This window comes from Bacillus sp. CPT56D-587-MTF, assembly GCF_058792335.1.
Genome location: NZ_JBYTEF010000001.1, coordinates 1,615,302 through 1,632,621 on the forward strand (window position 1 = coordinate 1,615,302; position 17,320 = coordinate 1,632,621).

15 protein-coding genes, 1 pseudogene and 2 other annotated features are annotated in these 17,320 nt (G+C 34.3%); of the genes and pseudogenes, 13 read left to right on the forward strand and 3 right to left on the reverse strand.

Annotated features, from left to right (window positions below; all coding sequences use genetic code 11):
• Positions 1-66: 66 nt before the first annotated feature.
• Positions 67-831, reverse strand: a complete 765-nt coding sequence (locus tag AC3WVZ_RS08395) for an alpha/beta fold hydrolase (protein ID WP_100650816.1) — start codon at positions 829-831, stop codon at positions 67-69.
• A 240-nt stretch (positions 832-1,071) separates the two neighbouring features.
• On the opposite strand from AC3WVZ_RS08395, the gene AC3WVZ_RS08400 reads away from it, so the two are divergent.
• The 3 genes from AC3WVZ_RS08400 (at position 1,072) to hitS (ending at position 4,665) form a co-directional block, all read left to right on the forward strand.
• Positions 1,072-2,832: an ABC transporter ATP-binding protein gene (locus AC3WVZ_RS08400; RefSeq protein ID WP_065382156.1), complete on the forward strand. Its 1,761-nt coding sequence runs from the start codon at positions 1,072-1,074 to the stop codon at positions 2,830-2,832.
• An 85-nt stretch (positions 2,833-2,917) separates the two neighbouring features.
• Positions 2,918-3,595 carry an envelope stress response regulator transcription factor HitR gene (gene hitR / locus AC3WVZ_RS08405; RefSeq protein ID WP_233936276.1) on the forward strand — a complete coding sequence of 226 codons (678 nt, stop codon included), beginning with the start codon at positions 2,918-2,920 and terminating at the stop codon, positions 3,593-3,595.
• Positions 3,592-4,665 carry an envelope stress sensor histidine kinase HitS gene (gene hitS, locus AC3WVZ_RS08410; RefSeq protein WP_233936277.1) on the forward strand — a complete coding sequence of 358 codons (1,074 nt, stop codon included), beginning with the start codon at positions 3,592-3,594 and terminating at the stop codon, positions 4,663-4,665. The genes hitR and hitS overlap by 4 nt, the downstream gene beginning before the upstream one ends.
• 24 nt (positions 4,666-4,689) lie before the next feature.
• Here the strand turns inward: hitS and AC3WVZ_RS08415 are convergent, their stop codons facing one another.
• Positions 4,690-5,283: a DUF3139 domain-containing protein gene (locus AC3WVZ_RS08415; RefSeq protein WP_063219868.1), complete on the reverse strand. Its 594-nt coding sequence runs from the start codon at positions 5,281-5,283 to the stop codon at positions 4,690-4,692.
• Between the two features lie 190 nt (positions 5,284-5,473).
• Here AC3WVZ_RS08415 and AC3WVZ_RS08420 point away from each other — a divergent pair, with 190 nt between their 5' ends.
• From AC3WVZ_RS08420 to AC3WVZ_RS08435, 4 genes are all read left to right on the forward strand, one after another.
• Positions 5,474-6,193 carry a 3-ketoacyl-ACP reductase gene (locus tag AC3WVZ_RS08420; RefSeq protein ID WP_000818985.1) on the forward strand — a complete coding sequence of 240 codons (720 nt, stop codon included), beginning with the start codon at positions 5,474-5,476 and terminating at the stop codon, positions 6,191-6,193.
• A 290-nt stretch (positions 6,194-6,483) separates the two neighbouring features.
• Entirely contained in the window at positions 6,484-7,356 is an 873-nt protein-coding gene (locus AC3WVZ_RS08425) for an aminoglycoside 6-adenylyltransferase (protein WP_001258500.1), read from the forward strand.
• 118 nt (positions 7,357-7,474) lie between these two features.
• Positions 7,475-8,302: a peptidoglycan-N-acetylglucosamine deacetylase gene (locus AC3WVZ_RS08430; protein WP_000291199.1), complete on the forward strand. Its 828-nt coding sequence runs from the start codon at positions 7,475-7,477 to the stop codon at positions 8,300-8,302.
• Positions 8,303-8,373: 71 nt separating this feature from the next.
• A complete protein-coding gene (locus AC3WVZ_RS08435; RefSeq protein WP_025118474.1) occupies positions 8,374-8,712 on the forward strand; it encodes an SdpI family protein in 339 nt (112 codons plus the stop codon).
• Positions 8,713-8,759: 47 nt separating this feature from the next.
• On the opposite strand, the gene AC3WVZ_RS08440 is transcribed toward AC3WVZ_RS08435, so the two are convergent.
• Positions 8,760-9,368 (reverse strand): NUDIX hydrolase, encoded by a 609-nt coding sequence (locus AC3WVZ_RS08440; RefSeq protein ID WP_233936278.1) that lies wholly within the window; start codon positions 9,366-9,368, stop codon positions 8,760-8,762.
• Between the two features lie 81 nt (positions 9,369-9,449).
• Here AC3WVZ_RS08440 and AC3WVZ_RS08445 point away from each other — a divergent pair, with 81 nt between their 5' ends.
• From AC3WVZ_RS08445 to AC3WVZ_RS08470, 6 genes and pseudogenes are all read left to right on the forward strand, one after another.
• Complete coding sequence (locus AC3WVZ_RS08445) at positions 9,450-10,088, forward strand: pyridoxamine 5'-phosphate oxidase family protein (protein ID WP_000510732.1); 639 nt, start codon at positions 9,450-9,452, stop codon at positions 10,086-10,088.
• A 384-nt stretch (positions 10,089-10,472) separates the two neighbouring features.
• Positions 10,473-10,704, forward strand: a binding site (T-box leader).
• Between the two features lie 115 nt (positions 10,705-10,819).
• Positions 10,820-11,051 (forward strand) — a binding site (T-box leader).
• A 152-nt stretch (positions 11,052-11,203) separates the two neighbouring features.
• Complete coding sequence (locus tag AC3WVZ_RS08450) at positions 11,204-12,499, forward strand: homoserine dehydrogenase (RefSeq protein WP_001066902.1); 1,296 nt, start codon at positions 11,204-11,206, stop codon at positions 12,497-12,499.
• On the forward strand, positions 12,492-13,550 hold the full coding sequence (gene thrC, locus AC3WVZ_RS08455; protein ID WP_000276438.1) for a threonine synthase: 1,059 nt from the start codon (positions 12,492-12,494) through the stop codon (positions 13,548-13,550). The genes AC3WVZ_RS08450 and thrC overlap by 8 nt, the downstream gene beginning before the upstream one ends.
• Positions 13,547-14,440 carry a homoserine kinase gene (gene thrB, locus AC3WVZ_RS08460; protein ID WP_000612102.1) on the forward strand — a complete coding sequence of 298 codons (894 nt, stop codon included), beginning with the start codon at positions 13,547-13,549 and terminating at the stop codon, positions 14,438-14,440. Before thrC ends, thrB begins: the two co-directional genes overlap by 4 nt.
• 133 nt (positions 14,441-14,573) lie before the next feature.
• Positions 14,574-14,783: a DUF6366 family protein gene (locus tag AC3WVZ_RS08465; RefSeq protein ID WP_001031479.1), complete on the forward strand. Its 210-nt coding sequence runs from the start codon at positions 14,574-14,576 to the stop codon at positions 14,781-14,783.
• Positions 14,784-14,990: 207 nt separating this feature from the next.
• Positions 14,991-17,164, forward strand: a pseudogene (locus tag AC3WVZ_RS08470) (glycoside hydrolase).
• Positions 17,165-17,320 lie beyond the last annotated feature (156 nt).

Genomic DNA, 17,320 nt, shown 5'->3' on the forward strand with positions numbered 1-17,320 from the left:
AAAAGGCTTTCCAAGGAAACTTGGGAAGCCTTTTTATAGTTAAATAAATTGGAAGTGTAATAGTTTTTATTTTAACTTTCCATTTAAAAATCGATCATATAAGTCATGGAAATAGTTAGGACGAAATAAGTTCGCTGCATGTCCTGCTAAAGGTATTTCCTTATATAAAACGTTGGGTAAAATAGATTTTAAATCAAATAGGCAAGATTTATAGAGATGATCATGCTCTCCCATTACCCATAGTATAGGGTGAGGAAGTGATTTTAATTTAGATTTTAAATCGAATTCTAACCGATGTCGTAATGACTGGGCAATTATGGATGAATGTAATTGTAATCCGAAACGGTAGTAAATATTTCTTGAAATGACTGCGAACGGATTTGCTTTTAGTATACCGCTTGGAAAAATAGTATTTGCGTATTGAGAAAGCCATTTAGAGTATTCATCTCCTCGCTTCTCCCAAAAATTTTGAAATACATTATATAAACGAGAAGGGTTATTGTAATGTCCTCCAATATGACAAATACTTAATACTTTTTCTGGATGCATTTGTGCAAAAATTGTAGAGATGTAACAGCCGTAACTTAGCGCACAAATATGTGCTTTTTTAATACCTTCTTGTTCATATAAGTTTAATAATTGATCTACGAGGCGCTGTAATGAAAAGTCGATTGCTTCTCCTTTATCATCACCGTGACCTAATAAGTCATAAGTTATAATGTTGTAGGAGGCAGAAAATCGTTTTTGCTCTTTTTTGAAGGCGCGACGATTGCCAACTAATCCATGAATAAAAATAATTGTTTCCTTTTCAGAATGTATATTTTTTTGCAAAAAGGATACTCCTTTCACTAACTGGAGATTTATATCGTGTTGTAAATTATTTATCTATAATTTACATAGAATAATATTAAGTACCAGGTAATAATATCAGATGTTTATATCTGTTGTAAAGATGAGTTTTTATGTATATTTTGTAAAAATAGAAAAAGTGTGTTTACATTCAGTTTACATTTGTATCGTATTCTAATTTTAGAAAGAACAGTTTTGTTTAACACGAGGAGATGAACAGGAATGGAAGTTAGAAATGAAATGAAGAAAAAAGGGAGTTGGAGGCAGTTTTTACGTCTTATTCAAGATACAAATCCTCCGAAAGGAATTTTAGTTTTTGCGTTATTAATGAGTTTGCTTTCTACGGGAGCGAGTTTATTTATTCCTATGCTTACAAAAGGATTAGTAGATAATTTTTCGCTTTCTTCAATTAGTGCAGGACAAATTGTTGGATTAGTTGCTTTCTTTGTAATGCAAACTATTGCGGCAGGGTTGTCTATATATTTACTAAATTATATTGGGCAGAAGATTGTAGCGGGACTAAGAGAACGTTTGTGGAAAAAGGTACTTATCTTGCCGGTATCTTATTACGATCAAAATAGAACAGGTGATACAATTAGCCGTATGACGAATGATACAGGTGTAGTGAAAACGTTAATTTCTGAGCATTTGTCAAACTTATTAACAGGTGGTATTTCAATTGTTGGATCGTTAATTGTATTATTTGTTTTAGATTGGAAAATGACTGCGTTACTTTTAACGGTTATTCCGTTGTCTGTATTAATTTTAGTTCCACTTGGACGAAAAATGTATAAGATTTCAAAAGCGCTTCAAGATGAAACGGCATCTTTTACAAGTGTGTTAACGCAAGTGTTATCAGAAATTCGTTTAGTGAAATCTTCAAATACAGAAAAAAGAGAATATGAAACGGGTAACACAGGTATACAAAAGTTATTACAATTTGGTTTGAAAGAAGGGAAAGTGCAAGCATTAATTTCGCCAGTTATGTCGTTTGTTTTAATGGCACTACTTGTTATTATCGTAGGATATGGCGGGATGCGAGTTTCTAGCGGTGCATTAACAACCGGTGAACTTGTAGCGTTTATTTTGTATTTAGTTCAAATTGTAATGCCGATGAGTCAATTATCTATGTTCTTTACACAATTCCAAAAGGCAATTGGTGCAACGGAAAGAATTAGTACGATTTTAGAATATGAAGTAGAAGATCATGAAACTGGTGTGAAAGTGACAAATGCTAAGCAACCGATTGTTCTTGAAAATGTACATTTTGAGTATAACGAAGAAGAGCAAGTTTTGAAAAATATTGATTTCACAATTGAATCTGGAAAAGTGACAGCAATTGTAGGACCAAGTGGTAGTGGGAAAACAACGTTATTCTCATTACTGGAACGTTTTTATGAGCCAACTAGTGGTGCCATTAAATTAGGAAAAGAATCAATTACGAGTTATTCATTAGAGTCATGGCGACGTCAAATCGGTTACGTATCACAAGATAGTCCGTTAATTGATGGAACGATTCGTGATAATATTTGTTATGGTGTCGAGGGCGAAGTAACGGATGAAGAAATTGAAAAAGTAGCTGCAATGGCATATGTTGATGCGTTTATTCATGACTTACCAAACGGTTATGCAACAGAAGTTGGAGAACGCGGTGTGAAGCTTTCTGGAGGACAAAGACAGCGAATTGCTATTGCCCGAGCGTTACTTCGAAATCCGCAAATTCTTATGCTCGATGAGGCAACTTCAAGCTTAGATAGTAAATCTGAGTCTGTCGTTCAAAAAGCATTAAATAACTTAATGAAAGGCAGAACAACATTAGTGATTGCACATAGACTTTCTACTGTTGTAGATGCAGATAAAATTATCTTTATTGAAAAAGGGAATCTTACAGGTAGTGGTACGCATGATGAATTATTACGTACACATGACATGTATCGTGAGTTTGCAACGCAGCAATTGAAAATTAAAGAGGGTGCATTATAAAATGAATCATCAGTGGGATTTTACTCCACTGATGATTCATTTTTAAAAAATATATTAGATGCTAAGTAGAAAGGAAATGGTTCCTTTGATACCTAAAATTTTAATAGTAGACGACGATCCACACATTAGAGAACTCGTTTCTGTATTTTTAGAACGAGAAGGTTTTCAAACATATGAGGCAATTGATGGAGTAGATGCACTTCAGAAAATGGATGACGTAAAAGTCGATATGGTTATTCTTGATATCATGATGCCAAATATGGATGGATTTGATGTATGTTTTGAATTAAGAAAATACTATGATATCCCGGTTCTGATGCTAACTGCCAAAGGAGAAACATCACAAAAAGTAAAAGGATTTCACCTTGGGACAGATGATTATCTTGTAAAACCATTTGATCCTATAGAACTAGTAGTGAGAGTAAAAGCATTATTGAAACGTTACAAAATTACAGTTTCGCAATCGATTCAAGTTGGAAATGTATTATTAAATCGTAAAACATTCGAAGTTACATGTGGAGAACAAACGGTTACGTTACCGTTAAAAGAATTTGAGCTGCTCTTTACTTTAGGGTCTAAATCGGGAAGAACTTGTTCGAGAGAGCAATTAATTGAAGAAATATGGGGATATGATTTTGAAGGGAATGAACGTACACTAGACGTTCATATTAATCGATTACGTGAGAAGTTTCAAGAAGAGCAGTCGAAATTTAGTATTAAAACAATAAGAGGATTAGGGTATCGCTTAGAGGTAAGTAAATGAGAAAAAGAAAACGAATGAGTAAGTTGAAGATGCTGAAAGTATTTGGAGCGGTATTAGCGCTCTTTTCTTTGCTTACTGTCATTTGGTCTATCGCATTTTATGTAGCAACTAGTTTATTGAATGCTTTTGACGTAAACGTATCGCCGTTTGTTGCCTTTCTAATTAGTGATATGGTCGGTTTTGTCTTTATTATTCTTATTTGGACATTGATTGGAATATTAATGAGACCAAAACGAGAGGCGATGATTTGGACTATTATTGAACCGATACAAAAAATTGCAAAAGGAGACTTCTCCGTAAAAATAAGAAATGAAGAAAAGTATGATGGTGAAATTGGCGTGCTCGTAAAAAGTATAAATGATATGACAGATGAACTGAATACGATGGAGAAAATGAGACAAGAGTTTGTATCGAATGTTTCTCATGAAATACAGTCACCGTTAACTTCTATAAAAGGATTTGCTAGAGCACTACAAGACGATAATCTTTCTGAGGAAAAAAGAAAGCATTATCTGACCATTATTGAAACTGAAACAACGAGATTATCTAAACTAAGTCAAAATTTACTAAAGCTAACTCTTTTAGAATCAGAAGAGTATACACCAGAAAGAGTGAGCTATCGATTAGATCAACAATTAAAGCAAATTGTGTTAAATAGTGAACCACTCTGGGCTGAAAAAGAAATTGAGTTAGAACTAGATTTAGAAAAAGTATATGTTATTGCTGACCAAGAAAGTATGAGTCAAGTGTGGATTAATTTAATTCATAATAGTATTAAATTTACTCCAAGCGGTGGTACGATTACTATTCAGTTAAAGGAACATGAGACAGTAGTGGAAGTGCGTATCCGTGATTCAGGAATTGGTATATCAGAAGAACAGAAACAACATATTTTTGAGCGTTTTTATAAAGCGGATTCTTCACGAAATCGTGCCTATGGAGGAAGTGGCTTAGGTTTAGCTATTGTAAAGAAAGTACTCGACCTTCATCATGTGGAAATAAAAGTTGAGAGTGAGGAAGGAAAAGGTACTGAATTTATTGTGCGTATGCCAAATCATGAAGAGAAATAGTGTTAGAAGGAGAACCTTCTAACACTATTTCTCTTTAAAAATGCATTTACCGTTACTGCAATTATATTGATAAGCTTTTCCTTCGCTATTCATACGATATGAGTAATCGGATTCTTTATCTTTCTTAAAGTCAACGTATGCTTCCACACCGTTTTTATCGTCATCTATATCAATGAATTGAACGTATCGTATAGAATAATCTTTCTTTTCTCTTAAACCTATTCCTTGCAAGTTTGTATGAATACCATCTACTAACTGGTCAAACAACGACCAGTTTAAATTAAGATGTTCAAATGACTCAGTATGTCTTCCTAAAATACCGTTGTCTTGTATTATTTTTTTATTATCATCGTATGTATAAGAGTAGGTGAAATATGGTTCGTCTTTATATACTACTGTTGCATAATAGCCAATATTATAAAGGGGAGTATATTTTCCGGTTATGTTTTGTATTTCTTCTTGCTTATAACCTTTTTTAATATGGAGATAATGGCTAGTATCTTTTTCTATTACTTTATAATTTAGTGGGTTACCAAATATAAAGTACAGTGCAAACAATATGATACATAGTCCGACTGCAGTTAGTAACAAGAACCATTTTTTTCTTTTCATACTCATACACTCTCCTATGCTGGATTTGTTTTTATTTTACATGAATAATGGTAAAAAAATGAAACTTATAAATAAAACCTTTCTATAGTTACCTACAAGTAACCTACGCACATGAAAGTGCATCATTGCCTTTTTACATAAACATAGATACAATTTTAATATAATACATAACTGAGATGATTAAGGAGTGTTATACTTGGCAGAATTATTACAAGGTAAAAATGCTTTAATTACAGGAGCAGGTAGAGGGATTGGTCGCGCTGTAGCAATCGCATTAGCGAAAGAAGGCGTAAATGTAGGCTTATTAGCTCGTTCAGAAGAAAACTTAAAAGCTGTAGCGAAAGAAGTAGAAGCAGAAGGTGTAAAAGCTGTTATTGCAACTGCTGATGTTTCTTCATACGAAGAAGTAACAACTGCGATTGAAACGTTAAAAAATGGTTTAGGATCTATCGATATTTTAATTAATAACGCTGGTATTTCTAAATTCGGTAAGTTTTTAGAACTAGACGTTGCTGATTGGGAAAAAATCATTCAAGTAAACTTAATGGGTGTATACTATGCAACTCGTGCAGCTTTACCGAGCATGATTGAACAACAATCTGGTGATATCATTAACATTTCATCTACAGCAGGACAAAAAGGCGCACCTGTAACAAGTGCATATAGTGCTTCTAAATTTGGTGTCCTTGGCTTAACAGAATCGTTAGCGATGGAAGTTCGCAAACATAACATTCGTGTAACAGCTTTAACTCCAAGTACAGTAGCAACTGATATGGCTGTAGATTTAGGATTAACTGATGGAAACCCTGATAAAGTAATGCAAGCAGAAGATATTGCAGAATTTATCGTAGCGCAGCTGAAATTAAATAAACGTACATTTATTAAATCTGCTGGGCTTTGGTCTACTAATCCATAGGAATTAAATTTAACTTTAAAAGAAGGGATATCTATTCTATAAGGGGTAGATGTCCCTTCTTTATTTTTTGTATTCAAGACAGAATTTTCGGTATAATTAAAAGTGAATGGTAGAAAGCATTGGTAAATTGAAAGGAATGGCAGTTGTAAAAGAGTGATGTAAGGAGGGAAAAGGAATGAAAAAGAAGTTTCAAAAATTATAACGTGTAGCGTGTATAACGAGACTAGCTCGTGGACCTCCAATATACATAACACTATATTGTATATTAAAAAATTGGAGGCTATAAGTAGATGAGAACTGAAAAAGAAATGTTAGATTTAATTATAAATACAGCAATAGAGGATGAAAGAATTCGAGCTGTCATCATGAATGGATCGCGTGTAAATCCAAATGTGAAAAGAGATTGTTTTCAAGACTATGATATTATGTATGTTGTAAATGATATACAATCTTTTACGTCTAATCATAATTGGATTCATAGATTTGGAGAAATAATGATTGTACAAATGCCAGAAGAAATGTTGTTAGTTCCACCAGATGAAGACGGGAAGTTTCCATATTTAATGCAGTTCATGGATGGGAATCGGATTGATTTAACGCTAGTTCCAGTTGAGTTAATAAAAAAGTTCGTTGGACAAGATAGTTTAAGTAAACTGCTTCTTGATAAAGATAATTGTCTGGAAGAATTCCCGCCAGCAAGCGATAAGGATTACTTAATAAAAAAGCCTACAGAAAAAGAGTTTTTAGATTGTTGTAATGAATTTTGGTGGTGTAGTACGAATATCGCAAAAGGGTTATGGCGAGAGGAACTTTCTTATGCAAAAGGAATGCTTGAAGGACCAGTGCGAGATATGTTCATCGTAATGCTAGAATGGCATATTGGTATGAAAACAGACTTTACAGTTAATACAGGGAAGTTTGGAAAGCATTTCGAGCAATATATTGAAGAAGATATGTGGGAGCAATTTAAAAGGACATTTTCTAATGCAGAATATGAAAATATATGGGAGTCATTCTTTGTTATGGGTGATTTATTTAGGGAAGTGGCGAACGAAATCGCTAACACATATGAATATCAATATCCGCAAGATGAGGATGATAAAGTGACGAACTATTTAAAACATGTGAAAGCTTTGCCAAAAGATAGTACATCAATTTATTAATAATATAAAGTAGTAAGGCTTTCCTAATTAAGGACAGTCTTATTTTTGTTTATGAATAACAATTTCTCTAACAAAGTGCAGATGAATCACATATGAAAATTTAGGAAGGTTTTTTATCATGTATTATTTTTATTCGCCAGAAATGTTTGCTCCATATCAATGGGGACTAGAACGAGATGTTTCGTATGCTTATATGCCATATAACTCATTTTATTATGGAGACTATATAAACTCATTGCCATACGCATATATCCCTCAAAATTATGAAGTACAAATGAAAGCAGATGATCGTGGATCGTGGACACCATTTTCATGGGTTGAAAAATATGCGTACGCATTTTCAGGACCGTATAATAAAGCGGAAGTCGCTCTTACATTTGATGATGGACCAGATTTAGAATTCACGCCAAAAATTTTAGATAAGTTAAAACAACATAATGTAAAAGCTACTTTTTTCTTACTTGGTGAAAACGCAGAAAAATTTCCGAACATAGTAAAGCGTATTGCAAATGAAGGGCATGTAATTGGTAATCATACGTATAGTCATCCGAACTTAGCGAAAGTAAATGAGGATGAGTACCGTAATCAAATTATAAAAACGGAAGAAATATTAAATCGTTTAGCTGGTTATGCACCGAAGTTTATACGTCCGCCATACGGTGAAATACTTGAAAATCAATTAAAATGGGCCACAGAGCAAAATTTTATGATTGTACAGTGGAGTGTTGATACAGTTGATTGGAAAGGTGTGAGTGCTGATACGATTACAAATAATGTGTTAGGGAATTCATTTCCTGGAAGTGTCATCCTCCAACATTCAACACCAGGTGGGCATTTACAAGGATCTGTTGATGCACTAGACAAAATCATTCCGCAGTTAAAAACGAAAGGGGCACGTTTTGTAACACTTCCAAGTATGTTCCAGACATCAAAAGAAAGAAAGTGAATGTGTTATAAATTGGAAAAATAAGGGTTGTGTCGTATAATGAAAGTGTAAGTTAGGGGGGGATATAATTGATTGATGCACTAGTAAACATAGGAATAAGCATATTGATTGGTATTATTTTTATACTTGCGGCAATTATTCTTCAAAAAAATCCACCGACCGATATTAATGCGGCATATGGTTATCGTACGAAACGATCTATGAAAAATAAGGAATTATGGGATGCGGGTAACAGGTATAGTGCAGAAGTGATGAAGCAAAACGGATTTATCATGATGTTAATTGGAAGTGTTATTAGTATACTGTTTAGATATCCACATACAATAATAGCGATTATAGTGGTTATGCTGTTATTAATCATTCGTTTATTTATACAAGTAGAGAGTAGATTAAAAATCCTTGAACAATAATAAAAAATAGGACTCTACGCAATATTATGCTAGGAGTCCTATTTTATTTATAAACTATTATTTTTTAATAATTCTTTTCCTTGCTCTATAACAAATTCATAGTATGCAAGATCATACGGATAAATATCTTTAAATGTTATCGTAATCGGTGTATTGTTTAAGACTGAAATAGTCGTTAAAGATGAAATCTCTCCTTTTAATAGTTGTAGAAAAGAAGTTGCATGTACTTTCATCACATCGTCTACTTCTTCACCTGGTGCGAATGGAAGTGGATTGATGACGTTGTGAAAATATATATGACAAAACTCGCGATCAGTAAGATTTGAAATTTCATAATCTATTTTAAAGATTCCCTTGTATGTTAAATCATTAGTTTGAAAGGAAAGCCCTAATTCTTCCTCAATTTCACGAAGACCACCAATTTGTACATCTTCATCATGCATAATATGTCCAGCTGAAGTAATATCCCATATACATGGAGCTTCTTTTTTATTTTTAGAGCGTAATTGGAAATATAAAAACATATCTTCAGTATCTTTTTCTACAAACCAGCAATGAAATGTCTCGTGCCAATCGCCGTCACGATGCACTTCATCACGTAATTTCTTCCCAAGTGTATTTCTTTCAGGATCAAATATTGTTAACCACTCTGTCATTTTAATTCCCCTTTCCTCAAATTTTATTATACAATATTTGTATTGAATTTTGGGAAAATAAAGAAAAAGGAGTGGTTATAAGTGGGGATAGAGCGTACGGAAATAAAATCGATTATTTCAACAGAGGAAGAGTTACGGAAAATATTGGGGCAACCAAGTGAGCGAGCGTTGAAAAAAGTCATTTCATCATTAGACCACCATTGCGTAGATTTTCTTTCTAAATCTCCTTTTCTAGTATTATCCACTGGAAATCAGTTGGGGGAGTGTGACGCCTCGCCGCGAGGAGATGCACCTGGATTTGTATACGTACTCAATAATAATAAAATTATCATTCCAGAAAGACCAGGAAATCGTCGTATAGACTCCATTTTGAATATTATTTCAAATCCACGTGTAGGACTAATCTTTTTTATTCCAGGTCTTGGGGAGACACTCAGAATAAATGGCCGAGCGTATATTACAAACGACGAAGAAATTTTGAAAGAAATGCAGGCGAATGGACGCAATCCGTTGCTTGGAATTGTTGTTGAAATAGAAGAGTGTTATATTCATTGTGCAAAAGCGTTTATTCGTTCTAAGATGTGGGATCCAGAATCTTGGTTAAATAAAAAAGAGTTACCATCAGCAGCAAAAATGTTGCTGGAGCATGCGAAAGTGAATACTTCAGAAGAAGATGTTGCACGTTCTTTAGAAGAAAGTTATACAAAAAGATTGTATTGAAAATTTTATTAATATAGCTTTGTGGAGCGGATATGTACGGGTTTTAGAATGGGGGATTTATCCCGCATTAACGGGCAGTAAGACCCCTACCTCAAAATTCAGCGAAAACAAAGAAGTCAGGTGGGGATCAACTGCCCGTAAAAGCCCGATTGGTGAAGGCTAATAATCAGTGGGGATGAACAAAATCCCCACTGATTAAAGTTTCACTTTATATATGAACCGTTGATTTATAAACTGGAGAAATGACAAAATAGGTAAATTGAGTGGCAGTTGCATAATGCTATTGTGAAATATAATAAAAAGTTATTTTGAAAATAGTTAGTAAAAATAGGCTTGCTTTTTAAAAAGTTGATAACTATAATAAGTTAACAAATAGACATGAACGAAAAAGTAATGATAAGGACATGAAATCATTTTTACGGTTTACAGAGAGGGAAGTCAAGGGTGTGAACTTCCTAACACGAGAAATGATTTTACCACCTTTGAACTTCAATAGTGAACGAGTAATCTAGTAATTATTGACGGTATCAGCCGTTATCTGAACTTGAGCAATCTAGGGAGAAATACGTCTAGATTGGAACAAGGGTGGAACCACGAAAACACATTCGTCCCTTTCCTAGGGATGAGTGTGTTTTTTTACGGATTTAGAGATTGAAAATTTAAAATAATTAAAAAATAGTATTGATTTTGTTTTTTATGCGAGTATAATGAGTTAACAAATAAACATGAACGAAAAAGTAACGATAAGGACACGAAATCATTTTTACGGTTTACAGAGAGGGAAGCCAAGGGTGTGAGCTTCCTAACACGAGAAATGATTTTACCACCTTTGAACTTCAATAGTGAACGAGTAATCTAGTAATTATTGACGGTATCAGCCGTTATCTGAACTTGAGCAATCTAGGGAGAAATACGTCTAGATTGGAACAAGGGTGGAACCACGAAAACACATTCGTCCCTTTCCTAGGGAAGAGTGTGTTTTTTTATTACTTTGAGGAGGTGCGGTAATATGAAACGATTTATAAGTACGGAAATAACCACCACCTGCATGACAAAAAAGCAGAGTAAGGTGATTTATAGGTGTAACAATTAAACTTTTAGGAGGAGATTAGAAGATGAATAACGTTATAAATGTTGGAGTATTAGGTTTAGGTACGGTCGGAAGTGGTGTTGTTCATATTTTGAAAGAACATTATAAAAAAATCGCTCTTGATACAGGATACGAAGTGAAAGTGAAAACAGTCGTTGTACGTGATTTGGAAAAAGAACGCGATGTTTGTATTGACGGGATTGCAGTCACAAGTCATGCAGATGAAGTTCTAAATGATTCAAATATTGATATTGTAGTAGAGGTAATGGGTGGAATTGAAGAAGCGAAGCAGCATATTGTTAAGGCTTTACGAAATAAGAAACATGTCGTGACAGCAAATAAAGATTTAATGGCTGTATATGGTGCAGAGCTTCTTCAACTGGCGAACGATAATGATTGTGATTTATGTTATGAAGCGAGCGTAGCAGGCGGTATTCCAGTGTTAAGAGGACTAACTGACGGGCTAGCATCAGATCAAATTGAAAAAATAATGGGAATTGTAAATGGTACAACAAATTATATGTTAACAAAAATGAGTCAAAATGGATGGTCTTATGAAGAGGCTTTACAGGAAGCGCAAAAATTAGGTTTTGCAGAATCGGATCCGACAGCAGATGTAGATGGACTAGATGCGGCAAGAAAAGTAGCAATTCTTGCAAACTTAGGTTTTTCGATGAATGTTTCATTAGATGATGTGCAAGTAAGAGGGATTCGAAAGGTCGAAAAAGAAGATTTACAAATGGCTGAAAAGTTAGGATTTACTATGAAGTTAATTGGTAAGGCTGAAAAACAAGGACCAGCCATTCATTTAAGTGTAGAACCGACGCTTTTACCGAGCCAGCATCCATTATCAAATGTGAATAATGAATTTAATGCGGTGTATGTTCATGGCCAAGCGGTAGGAGAAGTGATGTTTTATGGACCCGGAGCTGGGAAGTTACCGACTGGTTCTGCTGTAGTAAGTGATATTATTTCCATCGTTAAAAATATGAATCAAGTTCCGAAAAATAAAAGTGCGTTAAAAGAACCAGTTCCTTATGAATTACAAGGTGATGAAGAAGTAGTTTCGAAATATTTCTTACGCATTTCATTACGAGATGAGCCTGGGATGTTACAAAAAATAACAGAATGTTTCGTTAATTATTCTGTAAGTTTAAAAGAGGTTATTCAATTACCTTTAAACCGTGAACTGGCAGAAGTCGTTGTTGTGACACATCGAACTTCCAAGTATCAATTTGAACGAGTTTTAGGAGCGATAGAAGCTGTCGCAAGTGAAATAAACAGTTACTACATTATTGAGGAGGAAAAACAATATGTATAAAGGACTATTAAAACAGTATGCTTCTTATTTACCGGTGAATGAAAATACACCTGATGTCAGCTTAATGGAAGGAAACACACCACTTATTCCATTATTAAACATATCAAAACAATTAGGGATTCAGCTATACGGTAAGTACGAAGGAGCGAATCCGACAGGTTCTTTTAAAGATCGTGGTATGGTCATGGCAGTTGCTAAGGCGAAAGAAGAAGGTTCAGAAGCAATCATTTGTGCATCAACAGGTAATACATCAGCATCAGCTGCAGCATATGCGGCACGTCTTGGGATGAAATGTATTATCGTAATACCAGAAGGAAAGATTGCACATGGAAAATTAGCGCAAGCGGTCGCTTATGGAGCTGAAATTATTTCAATAGAAGGGAATTTCGATGATGCACTTAAGGCTGTAAGAAATATTGCTGCAGAAGAGCCGATTACGTTAGTAAATTCAGTGAATCCTTATCGAATTGAAGGGCAAAAAACGGCAGCATTTGAAATTTGTGACCAATTGCAAAATGCACCAGATGTTCTAGCTATCCCTGTTGGGAACGCAGGAAATATTACAGCATATTGGAAAGGTTTCTGTGAATATGAGAAAGAAAAAGGTTATAAGAAGCCAAGAATCCATGGTTTTGAAGCGGAAGGAGCAGCTGCAATTGTAAAAGGGCATGTAATTGAAGAACCTGAAACAATTGCAACAGCGATTCGCATCGGTAACCCAGCAAGTTGGTCGTATGCAGTAGAGGCTGCCGAGCAGTCTCGTGGTGAAATAGATATGGTATCAGATGAAGAAATTTTACATGCGTATAGGTTATTAGCAAAAACTGAAGGAGTTTTCGCTGAACCAGGATCAAATGCTTCATTAGCCGGCGTAATTAAACATGTTGAATCTGGAAAAATCAAAAAGGGAGAAACAGTTGTTGCAGTATTAACTGGAAATGGTTTGAAGGATCCTGATATCGCTATTTCTTCAAATCAACTAGACATCGCAAGTGTGTCAAATGATATAGAACAAATTAAAGATCATATTAAAGGGGTGATTATGTCGTGATACCATTTAGCGTTCGTGTCCCTGCTAGTACGGCGAATGTTGGTCCTGGATTTGATTCAGTTGGAATAGCTTTGTCATTGTATTTAGATGTGGTGGTTAAAGAAAAAGCTGATAAATGGCAAGTGATCCATTCCTTTGAAGAATCAATTCCGACAGACGATAAAAATTTAATCGTTAGCACGGCATGTAAAGTCTGTCCTTCTATATCACCTCATATAATAGAAGTTACTAGTAATATCCCATTAACGAGAGGGCTAGGAAGTAGTGCATCAGCGATTGTAGCTGGGATAGAGCTTGCGAATCAACTAGGCAATTTGAACTTAACTGCTGATCAAAAAGTTCAAATTGCTACAAATTTTGAAGGACATCCTGATAATGTTGCTGCTTCTATATTAGGTGGAACTGTAATTGGAGCACTTGATGGAAAGGATGTTTCCGTCGTAAGAATTGAGAGCAAGGAATTAGGTGTAGTTTCTCTCATTCCGAATGAAGAATTAAATACAGATGAAAGTCGATCTGTATTACCAAAGATGTTTCCGTTTCATGAGGCAGTTAAAGCGAGTGCGATAAGTAACGTATTAGTAGCTGCATTATGTCAAAAGCGGTGGGAAGTTGTAGGTGAAATGATGGAGAGAGACCATTTTCACGAGCCATATCGTTTAGAACTCGTACCGTTATTACCATCTATTCGTAAATGCGCAAAAGAATTTGGTGCGTACGGCACAGCACTTAGCGGTGCGGGACCATCTATTTTTATATTAGCACCATATGAGAAACGTCAAGAAATCGCTGAGCAATTAGCGAGAGTATTTACAGATATGAAAGTATGTGAGCTTGAAATCGACCATAAAGGTATTATTGTAAATAAGGAAGAGCATATTGGATCATAAAGAAAGCTGGCATGGCTAGCTTTCTTTACGTTGCAAACCTATTTTAAATTAGGTTTTTTCGGAAAAAAATATAAAACAAATGTTGATTTTGAATAATGTAAGTAAAGAGTGCATTCATTTTGGAGGTGATTACATGAATAAAGAGTCACCAGAAGAAAAAAGAGAGCGTATGAGACAAAGTGAATTAAAAAGTAATCCTACGGGTTCTTTACATGACGGACTCAATAGAGCGGAAACAGGTAGTCCAGTTGATATAGCAGGCGGTATGAATTGGAAAGGTACAGGGATAATCATTTTAGTACTACTTTTAGGATACATTGTATACACTTATTTTTTCAGTTAAAGAATGCTTGTTAAAATTTTGATTTGTTTAGTTTCATAATTGTTGAGAAAAAATGCAGTTACTGTATTACATATCTTCTAAGCAAGTTATAGTTGTTCATATCAACTTTTAATACTCCAAATAGAGCTAGCAAAATGCTAGCTCTATTATTTTTTGCCACATTCCTGTAACAAAGCACCTGTATATTCATTGGTGGAGGTGCAGAGGATGAAAAAAATGATAACGATATGTCTTCTTACAACTATGTCGTTTTCGACTTTAGTCGGTTGTGACGTAAAAGGTAGTAATGCTGTACAAGAGTCTAAAATAAAGAAATCGACGTATAAAGATTTTACTTATGATGTAAATCCAGAAACATTCACATTAACTGTAGAACATGAGGGGGTAAAGGAACAGGCATCACAACCCCTACCGAAAATGAAGGTATCGAATGTAAAAAAAGAAAAGGATCGTACATCGTGGGAATATCCAGATCAAAAAGTAAAAATAAAATTAGAAAAGAAAAAAGACCACTTAAACATTGAAGTGGAATCGACTGGTGCAGAAAGCTTTACATGGCCGAAAGTAGAAGCTGAAAATTATACACTTCCGTTATGGGAGGGTAAGCAAATTCCGAGCAATGATGAGAATTGGAAGAAGTTTTTAAAGGATGATGCATATTCATTTGCTGAATCATTTTCTATGAAGTTTTTCGCATTAAATGGTTCGAAATATTCAATTGTATATATTGCAAACAATATGTTTAATAATGAATTGAAGTTTCATTCGGATCCGAAAATAGGATTTGATTTTACACATGAATTTCCGAGCATAAATAAAAATAAAACATATGGATTTCAATTATATGTGACAAATAATGATGCGGTAAGCATTGCTAAACTGTATAAGGATGATATTGTTCGAAAAGGTGAATTTAAAACATTACAAGAAAAGGCTAGAAAAAATAAAGAAATCGAAAAGTTATATGGAGCGGCGCATTTTTATTTTTGGAATCAAAATGGTCTATCAGAAAATAATATAAATTGGCCAAAACTAAGGGAGCAAATAAATAGCCCGCTGTTTAGTCATATAAAAGAACTTATTCAAAAGAATAGTTCAGAGCCTGGGGAACTGAATGTATTAGATCAAGTAAGTAAACAAGATTTCATTGATAAGTATCAAAAAAATGTTATTTTACGTTATATAAACGAAGTATTATCCATGAAGGAATTTTATAAAGAGGATATTTTTCAAAACGTTGATCAGGAAGCTAGTGTGCTATTAAAGAAAGGTGTAGGTCACTTAACGAACACAGAATTGTATAGCTTAAATAAGCATTTATTAAAGTCGCTACTTGGTGATGCGGTTGAAGAGGTAAGTAAATGGGGTATTTAGTTGGTCCGTATGATTCATATCATTCCATTCACGAAAAAAGTGATAAAAATTGGAACACAGCATCCTTTAATGACCCATCATTATATGAAGAGGCTACTGTAACGAAGAAAAACGGAGAAAAGGTGCAAGGCTTTTTAGGCAGAGGTCGCAAGTTAAACCCGACTTTATCGCTGCCTAGTGTAAAGGAACGCATGAATGATATATTACAAAATGGTCCTAAATATAATTCATGGTTTATTGATTGTGATGCGACAGGTGAAATTTACGATGACTATTCAGCGAAACATATAACGACACAAGAGCAAGATTTAAAAGCACGTTTAAAACGAATGGACTACATTGCGCAAGAAAAGGGTATGGTTGTTGGTTCTGAAGGTGGAAATGATTTTGCTAGTAGTACGATTGCATTTGCACACGGAATTGAAACACCTGTTATTAAATGGGACGATGAAGATATGCGGAAAAATAAAACAAGTCCGTATTATGTCGGTGGATATTGGTCACCAAATCAAAATGTTCCCGAAAAATATGCAAAACAAGTACCATTGAAAGAAGAATATAAACAAGTGTATTTAAACCCAGTATATTCGGTACCATTATATAAATTAGTATACAATGATTCCGTTATTACAACGCACCATTGGGAATGGGGAAGTTTAAAGGTAAAAGATGAAGTTGGAAATCGAATGCTGTCTGAATTATTGTATAATGTTCCTCCGTTGTACCATTTGGATGAAGTAGAGTGGAATAAGCATAAAAAAGAAATTACAGAGCATCTAAAAGTTTGGAATGAAGTTCATGAAAAAGCAGTAAAAGAAGAGATGACGAATTTTGCGTATTTGTCAGAAGATAAGCTAGTACAATCTGTTTCTTATGGAAAAAATATTAAAATCATTGTGAACTTCTCAAATGAAGACATGGAAGTAGAAAAAACGAAAATAAAAGCAAAGTCGGCTTTTATTGATAATCAGGGGAAGAAAAGCATGTATACGCCGTTTGAGAAATAATAACGTGAAATATACTGTATTCATAGAGGTTTTATCATTAGCTGGACTCTTTATTCATATCGTTTATCTGGAAAAAGATATCCTAATTTAAAATGAAAGAGTTAATGAATTTATAAATTTGCATGTTGCGAAGTGCTAAATTTTTGAAATTGGTAA

Excerpts from the sequence above, each read along its gene's own strand:
- AC3WVZ_RS08440 (WP_233936278.1), bottom strand. The coding sequence starts at position 9,368 with ATGACAGAGTGGTTAACAATATTTGATCCTGAAAGAAATACACTTGGG.
- AC3WVZ_RS08450 (WP_001066902.1), top strand. The coding sequence starts at position 11,204 with ATGAATAACGTTATAAATGTTGGAGTATTAGGTTTAGGTACGGTCGGA.
- hitS (WP_233936277.1), top strand. The coding sequence starts at position 3,592 with ATGAGAAAAAGAAAACGAATGAGTAAGTTGAAGATGCTGAAAGTATTT.
- AC3WVZ_RS08425 (WP_001258500.1), top strand. The coding sequence starts at position 6,484 with ATGAGAACTGAAAAAGAAATGTTAGATTTAATTATAAATACAGCAATA.
- AC3WVZ_RS08415 (WP_063219868.1), bottom strand. The coding sequence starts at position 5,283 with ATGAGTATGAAAAGAAAAAAATGGTTCTTGTTACTAACTGCAGTCGGA.
- thrC (WP_000276438.1), top strand. The coding sequence starts at position 12,492 with ATGTATAAAGGACTATTAAAACAGTATGCTTCTTATTTACCGGTGAAT.
- AC3WVZ_RS08430 (WP_000291199.1), top strand. The coding sequence starts at position 7,475 with ATGTATTATTTTTATTCGCCAGAAATGTTTGCTCCATATCAATGGGGA.
- AC3WVZ_RS08400 (WP_065382156.1), top strand. The coding sequence starts at position 1,072 with ATGGAAGTTAGAAATGAAATGAAGAAAAAAGGGAGTTGGAGGCAGTTT.
- AC3WVZ_RS08465 (WP_001031479.1), top strand. The coding sequence starts at position 14,574 with ATGAATAAAGAGTCACCAGAAGAAAAAAGAGAGCGTATGAGACAAAGT.